This window comes from Methanomethylovorans sp., assembly GCF_041305605.1.
GTDB lineage: Archaea > Halobacteriota > Methanosarcinia > Methanosarcinales > Methanosarcinaceae > Methanomethylovorans.
On record NZ_JBFYLB010000151.1, the window covers coordinates 1 to 16,730 of the forward strand.

22 protein-coding genes and 1 tRNA gene are annotated in these 16,730 nt (G+C 41.9%); 6 read left to right on the forward strand and 17 right to left on the reverse strand.

The genetic code is table 11. The features are described from left to right. Positions 1 to 239 precede the first annotated feature (239 nt). The 9 genes from ACCM36_RS09465 to ACCM36_RS09505 form a co-directional block, all read right to left on the reverse strand. Positions 240 to 680: a phage tail protein gene (locus tag ACCM36_RS09465; protein WP_370573511.1), complete on the reverse strand. Its 441-nt coding sequence runs from the start codon at positions 678 to 680 to the stop codon at positions 240 to 242. A gap of 34 nt (positions 681 to 714) precedes the next feature. Next, complete coding sequence (locus ACCM36_RS09470) at positions 715 to 900, reverse strand: DUF6760 family protein (protein ID WP_370573512.1); 186 nt, start codon at positions 898 to 900, stop codon at positions 715 to 717. Continuing rightward, positions 897 to 1,262, reverse strand: a complete 366-nt coding sequence (locus ACCM36_RS09475; protein WP_370573513.1) for a phage tail assembly protein — start codon at positions 1,260 to 1,262, stop codon at positions 897 to 899. Before ACCM36_RS09475 ends, ACCM36_RS09470 begins: the two co-directional genes overlap by 4 nt. An 18-nt stretch (positions 1,263 to 1,280) precedes the next feature. Continuing rightward, positions 1,281 to 1,715 (reverse strand): phage tail protein, encoded by a 435-nt coding sequence (locus ACCM36_RS09480; protein WP_370573514.1) that lies wholly within the window; start codon positions 1,713 to 1,715, stop codon positions 1,281 to 1,283. Between the two features lie 49 nt (positions 1,716 to 1,764). Next, entirely contained in the window at positions 1,765 to 3,327 is a 1,563-nt protein-coding gene (locus ACCM36_RS09485) for a phage tail sheath family protein (RefSeq protein WP_370573515.1), read from the reverse strand. 213 nt (positions 3,328 to 3,540) lie between these two features. Beyond that, positions 3,541 to 4,137, reverse strand: coding sequence for a hypothetical protein (locus ACCM36_RS09490; RefSeq protein WP_370573516.1), 597 nt, complete (start codon positions 4,135 to 4,137; stop codon positions 3,541 to 3,543). A gap of 4 nt (positions 4,138 to 4,141) precedes the next feature. After that, positions 4,142 to 4,744, reverse strand: coding sequence for a DUF4255 domain-containing protein (locus tag ACCM36_RS09495; RefSeq protein ID WP_370573517.1), 603 nt, complete (start codon positions 4,742 to 4,744; stop codon positions 4,142 to 4,144). Beyond that, positions 4,737 to 6,965 carry an AAA family ATPase gene (locus ACCM36_RS09500; protein WP_370573518.1) on the reverse strand — a complete coding sequence of 743 codons (2,229 nt, stop codon included), beginning with the start codon at positions 6,963 to 6,965 and terminating at the stop codon, positions 4,737 to 4,739. Before ACCM36_RS09500 ends, ACCM36_RS09495 begins: the two co-directional genes overlap by 8 nt. A gap of 22 nt (positions 6,966 to 6,987) precedes the next feature. Beyond that, positions 6,988 to 7,311, reverse strand: a complete 324-nt coding sequence (locus ACCM36_RS09505; protein ID WP_370573519.1) for a hypothetical protein — start codon at positions 7,309 to 7,311, stop codon at positions 6,988 to 6,990. A gap of 480 nt (positions 7,312 to 7,791) precedes the next feature. Between ACCM36_RS09505 and ACCM36_RS09510 the strand changes: the two genes are divergently transcribed. Then, positions 7,792 to 8,529, forward strand: a complete 738-nt coding sequence (locus tag ACCM36_RS09510; protein ID WP_370573521.1) for a sulfite exporter TauE/SafE family protein — start codon at positions 7,792 to 7,794, stop codon at positions 8,527 to 8,529. Here ACCM36_RS09510 and ACCM36_RS09515 read toward each other — a convergent pair. Further along, complete coding sequence (locus tag ACCM36_RS09515) at positions 8,521 to 8,904, reverse strand: winged helix-turn-helix transcriptional regulator (RefSeq protein WP_370573522.1); 384 nt, start codon at positions 8,902 to 8,904, stop codon at positions 8,521 to 8,523. The genes ACCM36_RS09510 and ACCM36_RS09515 overlap by 9 nt on opposite strands. A 123-nt stretch (positions 8,905 to 9,027) precedes the next feature. Between ACCM36_RS09515 and ACCM36_RS09520 the strand changes: the two genes are divergently transcribed. Both ACCM36_RS09520 and ACCM36_RS09525 read left to right on the forward strand, forming a co-directional pair. Next, positions 9,028 to 9,585: a flavodoxin family protein gene (locus tag ACCM36_RS09520; protein ID WP_370573523.1), complete on the forward strand. Its 558-nt coding sequence runs from the start codon at positions 9,028 to 9,030 to the stop codon at positions 9,583 to 9,585. Positions 9,586 to 9,729: 144 nt separating this feature from the next. Next, entirely contained in the window at positions 9,730 to 9,939 is a 210-nt protein-coding gene (locus ACCM36_RS09525) for a hypothetical protein (protein ID WP_370573524.1), read from the forward strand. A gap of 20 nt (positions 9,940 to 9,959) precedes the next feature. Here ACCM36_RS09525 and ACCM36_RS09530 read toward each other — a convergent pair whose 3' ends face one another. Next, positions 9,960 to 10,169: a hypothetical protein gene (locus ACCM36_RS09530; RefSeq protein ID WP_370573525.1), complete on the reverse strand. Its 210-nt coding sequence runs from the start codon at positions 10,167 to 10,169 to the stop codon at positions 9,960 to 9,962. 500 nt (positions 10,170 to 10,669) lie between these two features. On the opposite strand from ACCM36_RS09530, the gene ACCM36_RS09535 reads away from it, so the two are divergent. Further along, entirely contained in the window at positions 10,670 to 11,266 is a 597-nt protein-coding gene (locus tag ACCM36_RS09535; RefSeq protein ID WP_370573526.1) for a dihydrofolate reductase family protein, read from the forward strand. A gap of 243 nt (positions 11,267 to 11,509) precedes the next feature. Here the strand turns inward: ACCM36_RS09535 and ACCM36_RS09540 are convergent, their stop codons facing one another. Both ACCM36_RS09540 and ltrA read right to left on the reverse strand, forming a co-directional pair. Beyond that, positions 11,510 to 12,061, reverse strand: a complete 552-nt coding sequence (locus ACCM36_RS09540; RefSeq protein WP_370573527.1) for a hypothetical protein — start codon at positions 12,059 to 12,061, stop codon at positions 11,510 to 11,512. A 312-nt stretch (positions 12,062 to 12,373) separates the two neighbouring features. Continuing rightward, complete coding sequence (gene ltrA, locus ACCM36_RS09545; protein ID WP_370573528.1) at positions 12,374 to 13,849, reverse strand: group II intron reverse transcriptase/maturase; 1,476 nt, start codon at positions 13,847 to 13,849, stop codon at positions 12,374 to 12,376. A 646-nt stretch (positions 13,850 to 14,495) separates the two neighbouring features. On the opposite strand from ltrA, the gene ACCM36_RS09550 reads away from it, so the two are divergent. Then, on the forward strand, positions 14,496 to 14,630 hold the full coding sequence (locus tag ACCM36_RS09550; RefSeq protein ID WP_370573529.1) for a hypothetical protein: 135 nt from the start codon (positions 14,496 to 14,498) through the stop codon (positions 14,628 to 14,630). Positions 14,631 to 14,743: 113 nt separating this feature from the next. On the opposite strand, the gene ACCM36_RS09555 is transcribed toward ACCM36_RS09550, so the two are convergent. From ACCM36_RS09555 to ACCM36_RS09570, 4 genes are all read right to left on the reverse strand, one after another. Then, positions 14,744 to 14,821, reverse strand: a tRNA-Glu gene (locus ACCM36_RS09555). Between the two features lie 67 nt (positions 14,822 to 14,888). Continuing rightward, positions 14,889 to 15,251: a helix-turn-helix transcriptional regulator gene (locus ACCM36_RS09560; protein ID WP_370573530.1), complete on the reverse strand. Its 363-nt coding sequence runs from the start codon at positions 15,249 to 15,251 to the stop codon at positions 14,889 to 14,891. A 39-nt stretch (positions 15,252 to 15,290) separates the two neighbouring features. Next, positions 15,291 to 15,515, reverse strand: a complete 225-nt coding sequence (locus ACCM36_RS09565; RefSeq protein ID WP_370573531.1) for an LSM domain-containing protein — start codon at positions 15,513 to 15,515, stop codon at positions 15,291 to 15,293. Positions 15,516 to 15,631: 116 nt separating this feature from the next. Continuing rightward, entirely contained in the window at positions 15,632 to 16,009 is a 378-nt protein-coding gene (locus ACCM36_RS09570; RefSeq protein WP_370573532.1) for a DUF3467 domain-containing protein, read from the reverse strand. 118 nt (positions 16,010 to 16,127) lie between these two features. On the opposite strand from ACCM36_RS09570, the gene ACCM36_RS09575 reads away from it, so the two are divergent. Then, positions 16,128 to 16,577, forward strand: a complete 450-nt coding sequence (locus ACCM36_RS09575; RefSeq protein ID WP_370573533.1) for a hypothetical protein — start codon at positions 16,128 to 16,130, stop codon at positions 16,575 to 16,577. Positions 16,578 to 16,730 lie beyond the last annotated feature (153 nt).

A 16,730-nucleotide genomic window follows, 5' to 3' on the forward strand; every position in this document is an offset into this window, starting at 1 on the left:
TCTGTTATCCTTGAATGTTGAAGCTCCTGGAACAGGCTTATGGACAATATCCTGGAACATTTGCCTTAATGCCCGGACCGTCACATACATTTTACTTTGAAAGGTGATGAGCCATCGGGGAATTTGACTATAAAAAAGTCCTGGAAAAACAATATACCTTCTTTTTCCTACCCTGTGTTTATGCATAATTCTTGTATGGAACTCTGGATCAGATAAAGTAAGCATTTTATATCCATCCGTCAACTATCCTTCTTGATCCCATGATGAGCCAGTTCAATTGTCTCAAATGCAATTGTATTGCTGTCAGCCTTAAGATCGGGGCCGCTCCATTTAACCGGGTATGCAGCTGAAAAATTCCAGCGCCATTTATCTTCCCCGGTAGCATCTATTAAAATAATAGCTCCCGACTTTCTTTCGAATTTTCCGTTGATCACATCCTGATACCACTGCCACATCTGGTCGAGTTCGGTGATCCCCCGCTTGAATATGATGTGCTGATACTTTGTCCTTTTAGGAAGCTGATGCACAAAATCGTTGACACCTCCTTCCTCATACGATTCGATCTCAGTTTCTATCTGGAGCCCCGTAACCTCTGACATCTGGGCAAATGTGATCCCATCGATCTCTACACGAAACCGAAAAGACATGAATGGATCAGGTTTTCCTGCAGTACCCACCATTTTCCCCCCTTATATCTAAAAAATTCAATATAACTTATTCAACCTCAAGGATACTCCGTTGTTTCTCTTCACTCAAGCGCCGATTGATCCTGGAAATCTCATCACACCATTTATGTCGATCCCTGTGTTCCATATTGATTATCTCTTCAAGGGACCAGTGGAAGTGGTATGCAATAAAGGCTACCTCCTCGTATATCCTTTCTAGGGGGTAGCCCCTCATTCCCCCAAATACTCACTCCCAATATCGAATTGCTCTCCGCATTTCGGACATGTGGTCCTTAATTTAGCTGTTCCGTCTTCGTTAATTCTGCTATAGAAGTCCTGCAGGTAGGCAAGGTCCGAAGCAAAAAGGTTCTCTATCGTATTCGTGCTGATATTCTCCAGATTTCCAAGTTTTGTGATCACCCTTGAAAGCAGGATCACAGTAAGATAAGCTGGATTTGACTGTACCTTCGGATCCTTTAAAGGAAGTATCTCATCTGCAGCAGTGGCCAGGCGCATGATACCATTTCTATGCAGAGTTCCATCCTTGTCCACATATCCCCGGGGTAAGGTAAATTCAAATTCTGTCTGGAATGTCACTGACCTGCCTCCGCATTATCAGGAAACTCTCTTAAAGCCTTCATGCACTATTTCCAGCGTCTCGATGGCAACTTCATTACCCTTGGCACTGAAGTCCACCGGGTCATATTTGCTTGGCCATGCTCTTACAATGTTCCACCGGGCCTTATCGCTTCCAGCCTCGTCGATAAGTGTAATGGACATATTTCTCCTTGCCTCCTGCGCACCTGCATCTATGACCTGCTGCCTCCAATTGTAAAGATCCATGGAATCTGTGATCCCCCATTTTAGGGTGATGTTCCCGTATTTGGTTAAACCTGATAGTTTACGAAATACGGGTATTTCGTCCCCTTCTCTATATTCAACGGGGTCGGTGGTGGTATCTGCAAAAGTGCACTCGCTAAAACCCGCCTGTGTAATTCCATCGATCTCAACCCTGAACCTGAACTGTCTGTATGGGTCCTGTCTTACCATTATTAATTCCTCCGATGATCATTCTGTCTTTCAGGAATGCAACTGCCGTTTATTCCGTAGCCGCACTTCCTCCTGCCCACTGGGCTATACGGAATATCACGAATTCTGCAGGTTTTACAGGAGCTATGCCGATCACACAGATCAACCTGCCATTATCAATATCGTCCTGGGTCATGGTCGTCCTGTCGCATTTTACAAAGAACGCCTCTTCGGGTTTTGTACCCATCAAAGCTCCATCCTTCCAGACCGTTGTCAGGAATTGGGTGATGGTCGCCCTTACCCTTGCCCAGAGCCTTTCGTTGTTCGGCTCGAAAACTACCCATTGAGTACCTTTTTCAATGGACTCTTCAATGTAGATGAAAAGACGGCGGACATTGATGTATTTCCAGAGAGGATCAAGAACGATATTCCTGGCGCCCCACACGAGAATTCCCCTATCCGTGAAATTACGGATCACATTGATCCCTCTGGGGTTCAGGATGCCCTGTTCTTCTTTGCTGAGACTGAATTCAAGCCCCACTGCTCCCCTTACCACCTCATTTGCAGGAGCCTTATGCACTCCGCGCTCGGTATCGCTGCGGGCATAGATCCCGGCAACATGCCCGCCCGGTGGGATCTGCTTGATCTGCCGGCTCAGGGGATCGTACACCTTTAACCATGGATAGTAGATAGCCCCGTACTTGGATTGTCTGCCGGCTGTACTTGTAATTGTCAGACCTGAAACATTGGACTTGTCTTTCCCAACCTCAAGGATAGCAAATCTGTCTTTGAGAGTTTCACATTGGGTGAGAAGATCGCTTATGAATGTCTGCCTTTCCGTTTCCGAAGAAAACTGATGCAGATCCGGAGCACATAGGACAGATATTTCGTCAATATCACCTAAGGCAGTAAGCCCGTTTTTTGTTCCCGGCACTGCTGCAGGATCTCCAAGGAAGTCGCGCCTGCTTAATGGTACTGGTGGTGTGGTTTCTTCTGCATCAAGCCCATTTGCCAGAGCCTCGAAAAAAACACTGGTTCCCGTGTTTGAAGGCCTGCCTGAACCTTCCAGGACCACGAGATTTGAAAGATCGTTCAGTGGATCTCCTAGCTTTTTTATGAAAAAGTCCGGTGATGTTACATCTTCAGAAAGGTTGTCAAAAGTCTCCACATAGTCCGCTCTTTCAAGCAGTTCCCTTAATTTCCTGTCTTTTTCCGTGTCGGGAACATTAAACTTTTCCGGGAAACTCACTTTTTTCCAGTACGCTATTGTCAGCTTAAAAGATCGTTTTCCGGCAGGCTCATCATTTTCAGGGTCGATCGAAGAGTTCCCGATCCTTACAGCAACCCTGTTGCCCCAGGCCCCTTCTCCAACGGCCTTGAAAGTCACTTCTCCCTTGGTCAAAGCAGCAGATTTTGCTCCTGCGGTATCTTCATCTCCCCGTCGGACAACCCGTGCAATGTAGCAGCGTTTACCTCCATTGGTGAAAAAACCTTCCACTGAATATGGAAGGTAGGAATCTTCGGTATAACCGCCGTATACCCTCATGAACTGGGTCCAGCTTGTGACCAGTTTAGGCGGGATCGTGGGACCGCGTTCGGTAAGTCCAAGGAAACCCACTGTACTTGTGCTCACACCCTCGATCGGCCTGGCACCAATCTCAAACTCTTCTATATAGACTCCCGGTGTTAAATACTCTGGAATGATGTTCTCCTCCTTATCTATTTATAGTGTTATTGAAATATTTTTTCTGACCTGCAACTAATCAAAATGTTATCATGAAAACAAAAACAATTATGAATTATAGTTCGAAATTCCTATTCCAGAATATCTGGATCAGGTACTTCATCAGGGAAGAGAGATAAACCCCGCTGAAACTGTTTGGAACTCTTTTGCAGCAACGTTAATTGTTCTGGTATTCCCATTTTTTTTACTCTCAATGATTACCTCCTCTTCATTTTCAATGCCCCTCAAATACAAGACAAAACATCCTTTCTCATCGCTTATGGTTTCCATATCTCTGCCTATTACCCTCAACTGCACACCTTTTACTGGTGCATTTGCTGCATCTCTGACAACACCCCTTATAAGTGTCGCATTTTGGGGGAAAGGGTAAACAGTTCTCGGTGTAAGAACGACCTCACTTACCGGATTCTTCATATCTGGAAAAGATGAAATATCAACAGTTAGTTCCTGTGGGAAATAAAGATCAGAGTCAATGCTCACAGTATGGTTCCCAGCTTTAAGGTCTGTGAAAAGATAATATCCGCTGGGATTTGTTATGGCTTTTTTCTTTATTTCCTTTATTTCTACCCGAATGCTGCCAATAGGTTTGCTTTTTGTAAAATCGTCGATCAGCTTGACTGCAAAAGAAATCCTGGTCGTTAGCATATCTGCCGGATATGCAACATACTGACCGGTCTCATAAGGTGTGGAAAAAACCATGTCATCATCCTTCTTTCTTCTTCACCGTTTGCATGTAATCCATCTCTTTGGATATCACTCTCTGAACACTCATCTCACGGGCTGAATCGATCCTTACCGGAGTTACCACGTAGCAAACAGAAGACTTGAAGGGCCTGCCCGCAAAGGTGGTCCAGATCTTGGTAAGGTCGTCCAGACTGGGGAGCGTCAGTGTTATGTGTAATTCATCGCTTTTGTCAAGGTTTCCCTTCAAAAGCGATCCACTCAGAACAGAATTATCGTGCAGAACCTGCAGAGCTCTCCCCAAGACTCTATGTTCTTCCAATGCCTTTTCAGTTTTATCTTGTTCCCCGGAAGATACATGAGATGTCAGCATGTAATATAATTCAAGGATTTGTGGCGGGAACGTGACCTTTGTGGGATCTGTCACCTGTATCTCCTGGTTCTTTAAATGGGCATTTTCAAGTACCTGGTATAAGAACAGAGACAGGCGAACATTATCTTTGGCATCGATCTCTCCGGGAGAAGCCAGTATTATCGAATCTGTCGGGATCAGATCTTCCATTTTATCCCTTAATAATCCAATCAACGTTTCTCCGACATCGGCTATCGCTCTGTAATCAGACATGATCCTGTTCTCCTGATTGCTTGATCCACCCGGAATACTCTCCGAAATCAGCTTCAGTAAAAAGCTTCCCGATCTTTTGTAGTTCCCTTTTTGTAGCTTTGATCAGATGTTCCATTTTCACGATGTCTGAACCCTCTGCAGCCAGAAAAGAAGCGGCAAGAGCTATATTTTTTATATTTCCCCCAGTGAACTTGAACTTTGACAGGAAACCGAAGTCCACATCATCTCCAAGGGGAGTTTCAGCCGGAAATGTGGTCATCCAGATAATTTCCCTGGACCTTTCATCGGGAAGTGGAAATTCTATAGTGAAATGTAGCCTGCGCAGGAATGCATCATCTATATTTTTCCGGAAATTGCTTGCAAGGATTACCGTGCCTGCATGTTCCTCCATTTTCTGCAGCAGATAAGCGATCTCAATGTTGGCATAACGGTCATGAGCATCCTTTATTTCTGATCTCTTTCCAAAAAGCGCATCCGCCTCATCAAAAAAGAGGATTACATTGCTTGTTTTTGCTTCATCGAAAATCTTTTCAAGGTTTTTTTCTGTCTCCCCGATATACTTGCTGACCACATTTGACAGATCGATCTTATATAGCTCCAGATCCACCGCATTTGCAACGATCTGTGCAGCCATGGTCTTCCCAGTCCCGGATGGCCCTGAAAAAAGAACATTCAATCCCTTTCCTAGGGATAGTTTCTTTTCAAAACCCCAGTCGGAGTATACTTTTCCCCTGTACCTGATGAAGCCACAAACTTCTTTTAACTGCTCTTTTATATCTTTTGGAAGAACGAGATCTTCCCATATATAATGTGGATCGATCTTTAGGGCAAGGGAGTTTAATTTCTGATTGGACTGGAGCCGGCACCCCTCATAAAGGTCTTTCATTGATAAGATGGGACTTGAAGGGGCCTTTAACTTCGCGAAAGTATATGCTGTGCTGGCAGCATCCTTTATTTGACCACCATTGAACTCGAACTTACTTGCAAGAACATTCAAATCGACTTCGTCGGCCACGTCGTAACCTTGTAAACAAGCTCCCCATAACTGTTTACGCAGCGGATATGAAGGTAAGGGAAAGGAAAAATGTATAAACCCATTGTTCATGAGATCTTCTTTCAATCCTTCATTGAGCAGCAGTGGTCTCTTTACAGATAAGAACACCCCGTTGGGAAAAGCTTTCAAATCCTGGATAAGAGATTTGATATGGATCCCGAATTCTCTGGAAGTCAGAGATAACTCATCTTCAAACAAAGCATCGAAGTCCTCGAGATACAATGCTGAATTTTGCAGAAGGGCTTCTCTTAATAGGAGTTTTGTAATTTTGGGAAATTGGGATGGACCGTCTTTGAGCAGGGCTTTTGTATCAGCTACAAGCATATCTGTACCTACTTCCCTGCAGGCAGCCTTTGATGTACTCTTTTTTCCATTGCCCTTTACTCCTGAGAACAAAAATTTCAAGGAAGATCTGCTCTGGATATACCAGTTTATCATGTCCTTTAAACTGCTTTTGAGATCGCCTGAAAGGATCAGGTCATCAAAAGAGCACTCAGGCTTAACTAAGTTTGAAAAATTTCTAACTTCTATAGCAGGCTCGTCAAATCCCAGTAAAAAACCGATTATTCTCTCATCAACGTTGATGAGGCTGGATATAAGAGATAACTGGTCATGCTGTCTATTTCCTGTGAGACAGATCAGATCGTATTTAAGCAGGGATGAAGCTGGAGAGAAATATGTTCTGGACCTTAATTTTGCTTCGATCGTCGGGCAGAGCAGATTCATGATCAGATCGACGCTGGGCCGTTTTCGGGTCACGTCATTCTGAAGATAGGCGTATATTCTTTCGTATTTCAGATCCAGCTCCGGTGCAAGGCAGATCAAAAGCACATCGGTTTCGAATGGGTCCAGGCCGAACAGTTCAATGAGTTTTTGAAGTCGCAGTTGTGTCCCTTTCTTCAGGCTTTCGTCAATTTTAGCATTACGATCTTTTCGCACTGCTTCAAGTTCTTCCTTTATTTCATTCGGCAACGGTTCAAAAATGCCCAGAAAACGCGGTAATTTATAAATAGTTTGTATTTCAGCCTCTGAGATACAGAGACCCATGAATTCATCCATAGGAGCGGGATCAGCTGTCAGCACTCTTTCAAGGTGGATCCTAATAAGCTGGTCGATCCTTGAAAGCTCATCCAGCAGATGCTCAAGGTTGTCGGCATAAGGTATCATGATAATGTACCTTTATCCTGTCTCACAACATTCTCTGCAGAACTTCATGATAAGCATTTATCAAAATTTCAATATCCTGCAGTTTACCCTGCGACTTGAACCTCTCTACTTCAAGCAGGAACTGGGCAGTATTTTCAACTGGCAGATTATTCTGTGCAAACTTCGCTGCCAGCACTTTAAGCTCTTTTCTGGAAGAATATCTCTTTTGCCTTTTTCCGTCAACGAAATTGAATATCAGTCCGCAGTTACTATGACCTATGGTCCCTGTAGATGGATTTAAAGATGTTTTAATATAATCTTTAAATATAGCACCCTCTATGAACTTCCCACATTCACACAAGATCAACTAACCACCCCATCTTTCAAAATATGAACAGTTAACACTAATTAGAAGGAGTTATCATCGCCCGATCGCTCGCCCCTTATGTTAAAGATCTGAGTCCCCACTCTATTAATGCGAAAGTTTTGTACTGGATTCTATATAAACATTTTTCCCATGCGCCTTTTTTATTTCATGGGATTTATTAAACTAGATTTTTTATTTAAAAGAAGCTGTACATAAAGACTTAATTACAGCTGAAAACCGTTTATTTGAAATTAACCGTGTTGTTACTACATCTATAAGATCATGCTTTAGTGGATCAGGATGATGTATTTTAATCGGAAGTATCTAAAACTCAAATTCACGGGTTAATCAGAATCTTCATATCTTTATTACACTTGTTTTTTGACCATATACATCATGTTTCGATCGATATGATCCTTCAAATAACTCAGAAATAGTTGTTCAGAACCTTTTTGCACTTTCCCTATAATTAAGTATTAAATGATCCATTTGGACGTACTCTTCTTTGTGTTAGCTCTATTTGCAGAGATCACTGGAACGATGGCGGGATTCGGCTCATCTACTATCTTTCTTCCCATAGCTCTGTTCTTCTTCGACTTCAAGACTGCACTGATACTTGTAGCAATATTCCACGCCTCGGGGAACATGGGCAGGATCACTTTCTTCAGGTACGGTTTAGACAAGGATCTGCTGATCAGGTTTGGCTTGCCAAGTGTGATCTTTACAATGATAGGTGCAATGCTGATAAATTTCATATCCCAGCCAGTCTTGATATTTATTCTTGGTGTCTTCCTCGGACTTTATGGAGTACTCTTTCTGTATAAGCCTGATCTCTCTTTGAGACCAACATTAAAAAACAATATCATTGGTGGTATTCTGTCAGGTTTCTTCGCAGGCATGATCGGCACAGGCGGGGCGTTAAGAGGAGCATTTCTCTCATCTTTCAAACTTGAAAGATCCATCTACATCTCGACAATGGCAGCAATTTCTCTTGCTGTCGATATCACCAGGATCCCTATCTATCTTGAAAGCGGATACTTACCGGCTACCCATTATTATTTTGTACCATTACTTTTCCTGACCGCAATGATGGGGTCATATCTTGGCAAAAGGATCGTATACAGGATCCCTCAAGAACAGTTCAGAATGTTTGTGCTGCTCTTTATAATTTTGATCGGCTCAAAGTTCATTTATGAGGGACTTGATAGTTTATTGTAGATCTATTATTTCTTCCACTTGCATTGTTGCAACGCACTTCTTCCCCAGATATTCTGCCCCCCAGTGCAGAAGTGTTTTCAGGACAGGAAGAACGGTCCTTCCAAAATCGGTCATTGAATATTCGACCTTCGGGGGGATCTCAGGGTACATTTTTCTTGCTATCAATCCATCATCTTCAAGTTCTCTCAGCTGTTTTGTAAGCATCTTTGGAGATACCTCGGGAATGAGCTGCTGGATCTTGTTATAACGTAGAGTACCATTGGCCAGCAGGCAGAGTATCATTGGTTTCCACTTGCCTCCGATAACGTTCAACGTCGCCTCGATAGGACAATTACAATGGCTTTTGCTGCTTTGAACACATTCTATACTTTGCATTATATCACATCGGGAAGTTACTATCCTGAATGATTGTATGGTATATAAATATAGTTAGAATAAATAGGATAGAAGAATGCCCTCGAAGGGTAGTTCTTTTCAACATAATTAAGAGGCGATCACATGAAGGCAATAGGTATTATCGGAAGCCCACGCATGAACGGAAACACAGCTACACTTGTCAAACAAACCCTTGAGTCAGCAGCAGAGGCAGGAGCCGAAACCGAGATATTCTACCTCAATGAACTGGAGTTTAAAGGCTGCCAGGGATGCGGCTATTGCAAGATACACGATAAATGCAAGTTGCAGGATGATCTTACCAAGGTTTTGAACTCGATCACAAAAGCAGATTCAATTGTCCTGGGTTCTCCCATATATTTCAGTCAGTTCACAGGCCAGATGCGATTATTCCTGGACAGGTGCTATTCGCTTATCAATCCGGATTTCTCTCCTCGTGTGGCACCCGGGAAAAAAGCTGTACTGGTTGGTTCCCATGGGGCCCCTGACGCTGCTATATATGCAGCGGTATTTAAAGAGTTCGCAGGGAACATTAAGAGTTTCATGGGTGTAGAAACGATCGATACGATCATAGCCGCAGGATACAGCGAGCCTGGTTCAGTGAAAAGCAATGCTGAGCTAATGGGCAGAGCAAAAGCAGCAGGTTTGAAGCTGACAAATTGAACAGTTCTTATTGTGGAAAAGAAGCGGAGAATCACGATAAACCCCTGACATTTAACCCGAGTCTTAAAGACTATATGCGATCAGCCGGAATCAGAGGTTTGTCGAAATTCTCTCAGATCATTTTTACCTGCAGGGGGTAGCAATATGACAGTCAATCAAAAACCACCGATATTCTGTGAAAAGTATTGTATCATCTGTAAAGGAGCAAGAGCTGGTAATGGCATCTGTAAAGTTATACAGAATCTGGAACTGAAGATATGCGGCAAAAATGGCTGCATCTGGGGCAAAGCAAGGACAAAATTCTATGGGGTCACGCCGGACCAGAAAATACCGGAAAGATCCGGAAAAAAGTGATTGGCAAAATTTCAAGACATCTACAGAATATTGATTTGATGTGAGTGTCCACACTTTTTATATTTCTGGAGGTGTTCCCAGGCCTCGTCCTCTTCAGGAGTATCCCAGATCTTAGTTAAAGAGTCCTGTGATGCTACAGCACATCCCAACTTTTCCTTGATATATTCCAGCGGACGGACTTCTATGTTATCATCATACACAAGAATAGCTGCCTGATCATGCTCTTTCATATGGATTTCCCTGAATGCGCTGGGAATTGTTATCTATCCTTTTGCTGTCACTGTCACACTTTTGATCTCTACAAGTCCCATAGTATAATCTCCTTGTTTTTCTTACATCTAAGATAGATAAGAGAACTGTATTTAACTTGCGAAGTTCAAAAATCTCCAAGACCGTACAATTACTCTTTTTCACATTGGGTTTGTTGGAGTGATGCTGTGCGGGATTCTGGTTAAAGCTCAAAAAGGGCATTACAGGAGAGAAAAAAGAAAAACAAGTAACTGAAGCAAATGGTGGAGTTAGTGTATGGAATTCAATACAAGTCCAAATGATCTAACGTTAGTTAATCAAAAGATGTTCAAATCACAGAGAGATATCAAAATAAAGAAGATTAATAAGCACTCCAATACATGATTAAAAAATTACCGGCGCTCTACGGAGCCGAAAAAAGTATATGGGAATTGATAAATATAAAAAATCAAGCACTTTAGAATTCTGGGGAGGAAACATTATGAGAAAAATCATTGTTCTATCTTTTATAACACTTGACAGTGTTATGCAGGCTCCGGGCGGGCCTGAGGAAGATACCTCGGGCGGTTTCAAATATGGCGGGTGGGCAGTTCCTTACTTTGATGACTTCCTTGGCAAGGTAATGACCGAGCAAATGAGCAGGCCATTTGACCTTTTGCTTGGCAGAAAGACATATGAAATATTTGCCGGATACTGGCCGAACCATAATGACGAGGGAGAAGCACTCAATAAAGCAAAGAAGTATGTAGTCTCTCATTCTCCGATGCAGCTTGAGTGGAGTAATTCAATTCAATTGAAAGACAATGTTGTAGAGGAAATAAAAAAACTTAAGGCACAAGAAGGTCCGCAGTTGCATGTTCATGGCAGCGGGAACCTCATTCAAACGCTATTGAAACACGATCTTGTTGATGAGCTCTGGCTCAAAATATTTCCTATCACACTTGGAACAGGCAAGCGCTTGTTTGCCGAAGGCACTATTCCTGCTGCTTTTACTTTGCACGACCTGAAACACTCCCCGAACGGAGTAATCATAGCTTCCTACAAACGTGCAGGAGAAATTAAAACAGGTTCATTTTGAGAAAAAAAGCAAAGGGCTTTGTAGAATCATGTTCTTTCAAGCGAACATTATTCCACTGATAACCCTTTGCATGTGGACTGTTTCTGCCTATATCTTTTTCCACTCTTCAAGATGAGTAGAGCCTGCCTGATACACATCAATAAACATCAATAAGTTACTAAATCCCTGTGATTGAATCCCCTGGAATAATCCAGGTAGTATGCCTCCACGAGTCCCACTTTATAAAAAATACAATAGAACTATCTAAAGTTCGTTATGTTTTGTATGATTAAGCACTTCATTTAATCTATTGTACTTTTTCAGGCAACGGACATAATTCGCTACAAGATAAAAATTAGTAAGTTCATCTGAATCAAGTCCTTGAAATGCAGTTATTTCATCGGATAATTCTTTACTTCCTTCTACATAAACAAATCCTGTTCCACTTTCCATTCCAATCATTATAGGAACATTTTTGTAAATACCCTCTTGTTTTTGATATAAGTCGTTCGCACGACCTTCGTTTTTTATGAAAAATACAATTGGATCTAAATCATTTCCATAAGGAATTCTCTTTGCAAATGGCTCATTCATTGTAATATTATTAACAACCACTGACTTACACTTTTCTGATTTATCTTCTTCTGCAGGATAGTTTAATTTTATATATTCAACGATCTCAGCTACGGTTTTTCGATTAGGTCTGAGCATGGGGCTATATTCTTTGTATGTATCAATCCATTCTTTAACTACACTGTCATCAATAACTAAGTCAGTTTTACTGTCGTTAATATCAATTACAATTTTATTTTGCATTAATACTATCCCCAATGTTTCATCGCTACCTTATTCACAATCATACAGCCTTTTTTCTCATTCTCTCGCTGCTTTTAAACAATCCTTAGTTAGGCTTTTTAGAAATCCTGTTATTTCAAAAAACCGTAGACTAACACAGATTCATGGGGATATACCCCTCTGTGTTTGACTATCAATCAGTTAATAGTCTTTGTTGAATAAGAAAGAGCGATTACTCGCCCTCCCTCTTCTAAGAACCGTACATGAAAGTTTCCCTTCATACGGCTCAAGCATTCTATAACCTTTTCTGTATCAGGCAGCAGTCTTTTTTTTTCAAATGGAATGCCCATTCCGGGAACTCAGTTTGTTTCGTCTTTCACGGAAATAGTCCCTATCAAGAACTGGATTCATTTGCAGCTTTAAAGGAATGTGTCTGTATATTCTGGTATTGGATGGAAGCTGTAAACCATTGATTTCTGTTCTGAAATTCCATCTTCTTGAAGAGCTTCTCTTCCAGTATTTATTGACAATCCAATCTTTGGATTTGTTTGGATGTCTTCTTTTAGCCCATCTCCATAGCATTTCCCAGATTCGATGATCAAGTATCTGGAATACCTCAGAGGAGACCACTGAGTTATGGTAATTGGTCCAACCTCTTACAATGGGGTTCAGTTTGGCAATTAGGACATCTTGAGACCATGCCATTCCTTTCCTTATGGTTTGACTGATTGTTTCAGTAAACCTTTTGATGGACTTTTTGGAAGGTTTGATTAGAAGCTTGCCGTTGTATTTGCGGAAATTCCAGCCGAGGAAGTCAAAGCCTTCATTAATGTTTGTGATAAGGGTTTTATCATCAGATACTTCAAGACCTCGTTCTTTAAGAAAATCAATAATCATGTCCCTGATTTCTTGAGCAGTTTCCTCTGAATTAGCAGTAACTATGAAATCATCAGCGTATCGGGTGAAGTTAACCTTTGAGGACTTACCACATTTAGGGTAATTAGTCATAAGTAGCTTCTCAATACCGTCTAATGTCATATTTGCCAGAATTGGGGAAATAGGCCCACCTTGTGGCGTACCTGCTTTGGTTGGATTCAGATGACGTTTGTAAATAAAACCTGCTTTAAGAAATTGAGATACTATTGATTTGTCAATCGGAATATTGGTCAACAACCACTGATGATTTATGTTATCAAAGCATCCTTTGATATCGCCTTCCAAGACCCATTGGGCTGAATTCTTCTTGCTTAGACACAGGAAGATTTGTTGACATGCGTCCTTGGTACTTCGATGCTTTCTAAAACCAAAGGATCGGAGGTCAGACGTTGTTTCGGCTATGGGTTCAAGAGCTAATGCATATAAAAATTGAATAGCTCTGTCATACATTGTAGGGATACCTAAGGGACGTTTCTTGTTCTTACCTGGCTTATTAATGAAGACTCGTTTCAGGGGTTTAGCTTTGTATCCTTTACCAGTGAGACTAAGGACAGCCTTCATTTTGGAACTCGGAGTTATCCATATTTCTTCATCAATTCCAGATGTCCTTTTTCCTTTGTTTTGAGTAACTCGCCTTACTGCCAGAAGTTTGGCAGAATAGGAATGAGTTAGAAGATGCTGCAATCTTTTGACGAGGTTCCATTTGTTTTGTAGGACCGCTTTTGCAATCCTGGTTTGCAACTTATTAACACTCTTCTCTACCTTGTGCCAGTCAATAGTTTTCCATTTCTGGCGAAGTTGAGCGTCTGTAAGCTTCTTATCCTGAGAGGATATCATTGAATGACTTACATTCAGAAGTTTGCCTCCTTTCATACAATAGAACACCATGTAAGCAAGTCTGCACCCTTTCGGGTTAGGGCAAAGTTTGAACCCCTATTCATTCCATTACAGAGTGACATTCGCTTTTTGCTTAATCCTCTGCCCTCTATGCCATAAATTCCCTTCACAGGGTCTCTACCTTATTTTTTTTAAGGAGCATAAAGGGTTTACCAAGTTCCATACCATGAATAATGTGAATACCTTAGAAGCCATCTATAAACCGAGAATCATTTGTCCATTTGCTATAATGTCCGCAGACCCATTACAGCCTGATTCTGTACCTTTTGGTTTAAGCGTGGCAGCCTGTTTTCGCTTATTTTATTTCACGATTTTTACGATGGTTCACTTTACGTTCTTCGTAGTATTCTTATCCTAACCAATTATCAATGTCAGGCTCCTTGATTTCTTGATATTGTCCTGTGAGCTCCACACATAAATGTTACCATTTATGCATGTCACAGTAGGATTACCTCAAATGGAAGAGGTAGCGTAGTGGCGCAATTCGTAGTATAGTTTCTTGTCGCACCTACAGAATATAAGTAAGGATATGATTAAAAAACCTGCTTAGCCAAATAAGGGACAGTTTCCAAAAGGCTGTTTAAAAACGGTTTTTGATTATATTCAACGGTAGGTCTCGACTATGAAGGGTTTCATTGGAGTATTGGTGTTGTCTGGTGGGTTTTATGGATATGGTGGAGTTGATGGGTTTGAGGTTCTTGTGGCGGTCACGGAATGGGTAATATCCAAAGAAAAACCAATTGGTATGGAAGCATGAACCGAAATTTGAAGATTCTCTACAAAGGTTTGATCAGGACCGTCAACTCTAGGTACTTAAAGTCAAAACAGAATGAAAAACATTGATCATTATTGAGAGTATAAAAAAGTTTATGGTGCTCCGGTCGGGATTCGAACCCGAGTCTTCGGCTCGAAAGGCCGGAATGATTGGCCGGACTACACTACCGGAGCACATTGAATAGCGCTGGTTGAGCGACTCCAAAATAGTACATAACCTTATTAAACCTTTCGGCCAGCATCACTCAGTTGCACTGGCCTCTTGTTTGTCAACGTCTTCCTGTGGAAGGTTTATTACCCATGCGGTAAGCCTTTCGCAAGACTCCGGCTGGCATGCGTCTCTGCAGCCTGCACAAGGAGAGAACATCTCTCCTGACAGCAACAGCTGAAAACAGGGTTCTTCCTTATGGGCAGTCTTGAGCAAGAAAGTTCTTGCTCCGTTGTCCACCGCAGATTCACGAGTGATCAAACCATCCTTTAAAAGTTTTGCTATGACCCTCGAACACTTGCGGCTGTCTATGTCCAGCTCTTTCCATAGCTGGTTCTGGAACACACCGTCTTCATGCTTGCTGATTACCTCTAGCGCTGTTTCTTCTATTCCCATGGCAACCCACACTTACTATTAGGATCCTGCCTTATAATCTTATTCTTCTGCAGGCGTAATAAGAATTATATTATTGCCGCGAAGGACCACAGAACCCAGAGACCTGAGCTTTTGGCCGTTAGATAGCTCCACAGTATCTACTAAGTGAAGGTTAAGGTAGTCATCCGCACTTTTGAGCAAACCCTCTAGAAGATGTAGATCTCCTTTCATTTCAACCTGGACCCTCGATCCAACCAGTTTGTGAACTCTCTTATTCGGGAACAAATGGAATCCTCACTTCTTAATTGATAAGATAAACCCGCCGATCATATAGGCAGGACATAGGATGTTAAAACTGTATTGTATCCTATTTAATTATAGCGATTACTTCTGAAATGAACTCAGATGTAACCCTGTATCTCAGTATTCTCCCTGCTATTATCAGCCGGGGATTCGGCCTTCGTTTCAGCTCTGTTAGGTCGTGGTATAGGACCGAACATAGCTTCATATTCTTTCAGATGATGGTTTAGCCACCTGGACAGCTCAAGAGCTGCAAGGGGTGAAAGAATTACCTCGGTCTCAAGCCTGCGCTGGATAACCTGTACTCCATCCTCATCTGCCCCTGGCCTGGGATTATCATTGTAAAAACCTATTCTGAAATCATACGGGCTATGGCCCCCCACGGCACCTATGGAATACACCTGCCTGCAATCCTCTGGCTTATAGAACTCTACCCTAAGTTTCTTCTGGTGTTTTCCTGTAATAACATCCGTGCTCATTTTCACTGCTCCTGTTACTGCAACGTATTGTGTTAACATCACTTAAATAAGTGGTGGGAACATAAGCATTGCCTGCTAAAAACAAAATGTTATTAAAGAATGCACCTAGGTTACAACTATGAAAAGCTCACAACTACCTGCCATGATTGCCGTGGCTGCATTTATCTTTACACTTGTCGCAGTCAGTATAATAGTTATCCAGCAATCATCGCAACATGAAAATGATCACAATATAAGCTCTATACAAGCTCGAATAATCATGATGAACGATAGCAATACCTCTACTTACTATAACACTTATTTCCATGTGCAGGATTGGAGGGTTAACAGAACGACCATTGTTAACGGAAAGATACCGAATATGTACGGCACACCTATAACACCGGAAGAAGACGTATGGAAGGTAGAGGTAATGGAAAGAACCTGCGCATGCGCCGGCATAAAGCCTATCTATGTGATCGAAGGTTATGTTTCCACAGATACCGGGGAAATCTTCAATATCTCAACAAAAAAAGTCTCAGAGACCTCATATGATGCATCCACATGCGCATCCACAGCATGTCATTAAGCAGGCACTATTGGTTGCTCTTACTCTTTTTTTATTAATAACAGCTGTGAATGTAGGTATCTGTGCTCAAAATACTACATCTGCCATTGCAGTTGACTATTTTTATGAGGAGGGCTGCCTGAAATGCCAGCAGGCATTACCCGCAATAGAAGA

Bases quoted from the DNA above. Each gene is read 5' to 3' on its own strand.
- ACCM36_RS09500 (WP_370573518.1), bottom strand. From the start codon at position 6,965: ATGATACCTTATGCCGACAACCTTGAGCATCTGCTGGATGAGCTTTCA.
- ACCM36_RS09515 (WP_370573522.1), bottom strand. From the start codon at position 8,904: ATGCAAAGTATAGAATGTGTTCAAAGCAGCAAAAGCCATTGTAATTGT.
- ACCM36_RS09575 (WP_370573533.1), top strand. From the start codon at position 16,128: ATGAAAAGCTCACAACTACCTGCCATGATTGCCGTGGCTGCATTTATC.
- ACCM36_RS09495 (WP_370573517.1), bottom strand. From the start codon at position 4,744: ATGTCTGATTACAGAGCGATAGCCGATGTCGGAGAAACGTTGATTGGA.
- ACCM36_RS09465 (WP_370573511.1), bottom strand. From the start codon at position 680: ATGGTGGGTACTGCAGGAAAACCTGATCCATTCATGTCTTTTCGGTTT.
- ACCM36_RS09535 (WP_370573526.1), top strand. From the start codon at position 10,670: ATGAGAAAAATCATTGTTCTATCTTTTATAACACTTGACAGTGTTATG.
- ACCM36_RS09540 (WP_370573527.1), bottom strand. From the start codon at position 12,061: ATGCAAAATAAAATTGTAATTGATATTAACGACAGTAAAACTGACTTA.
- ACCM36_RS09520 (WP_370573523.1), top strand. From the start codon at position 9,028: ATGAAGGCAATAGGTATTATCGGAAGCCCACGCATGAACGGAAACACA.
- ACCM36_RS09525 (WP_370573524.1), top strand. From the start codon at position 9,730: ATGACAGTCAATCAAAAACCACCGATATTCTGTGAAAAGTATTGTATC.
- ACCM36_RS09550 (WP_370573529.1), top strand. From the start codon at position 14,496: ATGAAGGGTTTCATTGGAGTATTGGTGTTGTCTGGTGGGTTTTATGGA.
- ACCM36_RS09570 (WP_370573532.1), bottom strand. From the start codon at position 16,009: ATGAGCACGGATGTTATTACAGGAAAACACCAGAAGAAACTTAGGGTA.
- ACCM36_RS09480 (WP_370573514.1), bottom strand. From the start codon at position 1,715: ATGGTAAGACAGGACCCATACAGACAGTTCAGGTTCAGGGTTGAGATC.
- ACCM36_RS09510 (WP_370573521.1), top strand. From the start codon at position 7,792: ATGATCCATTTGGACGTACTCTTCTTTGTGTTAGCTCTATTTGCAGAG.
- ACCM36_RS09470 (WP_370573512.1), bottom strand. From the start codon at position 900: ATGAGGGGCTACCCCCTAGAAAGGATATACGAGGAGGTAGCCTTTATT.
- ACCM36_RS09530 (WP_370573525.1), bottom strand. From the start codon at position 10,169: ATGAAAGAGCATGATCAGGCAGCTATTCTTGTGTATGATGATAACATA.
- ltrA (WP_370573528.1), bottom strand. From the start codon at position 13,849: ATGAAAGGAGGCAAACTTCTGAATGTAAGTCATTCAATGATATCCTCT.
- ACCM36_RS09560 (WP_370573530.1), bottom strand. From the start codon at position 15,251: ATGGGAATAGAAGAAACAGCGCTAGAGGTAATCAGCAAGCATGAAGAC.
- ACCM36_RS09490 (WP_370573516.1), bottom strand. From the start codon at position 4,137: ATGGTTTTTTCCACACCTTATGAGACCGGTCAGTATGTTGCATATCCG.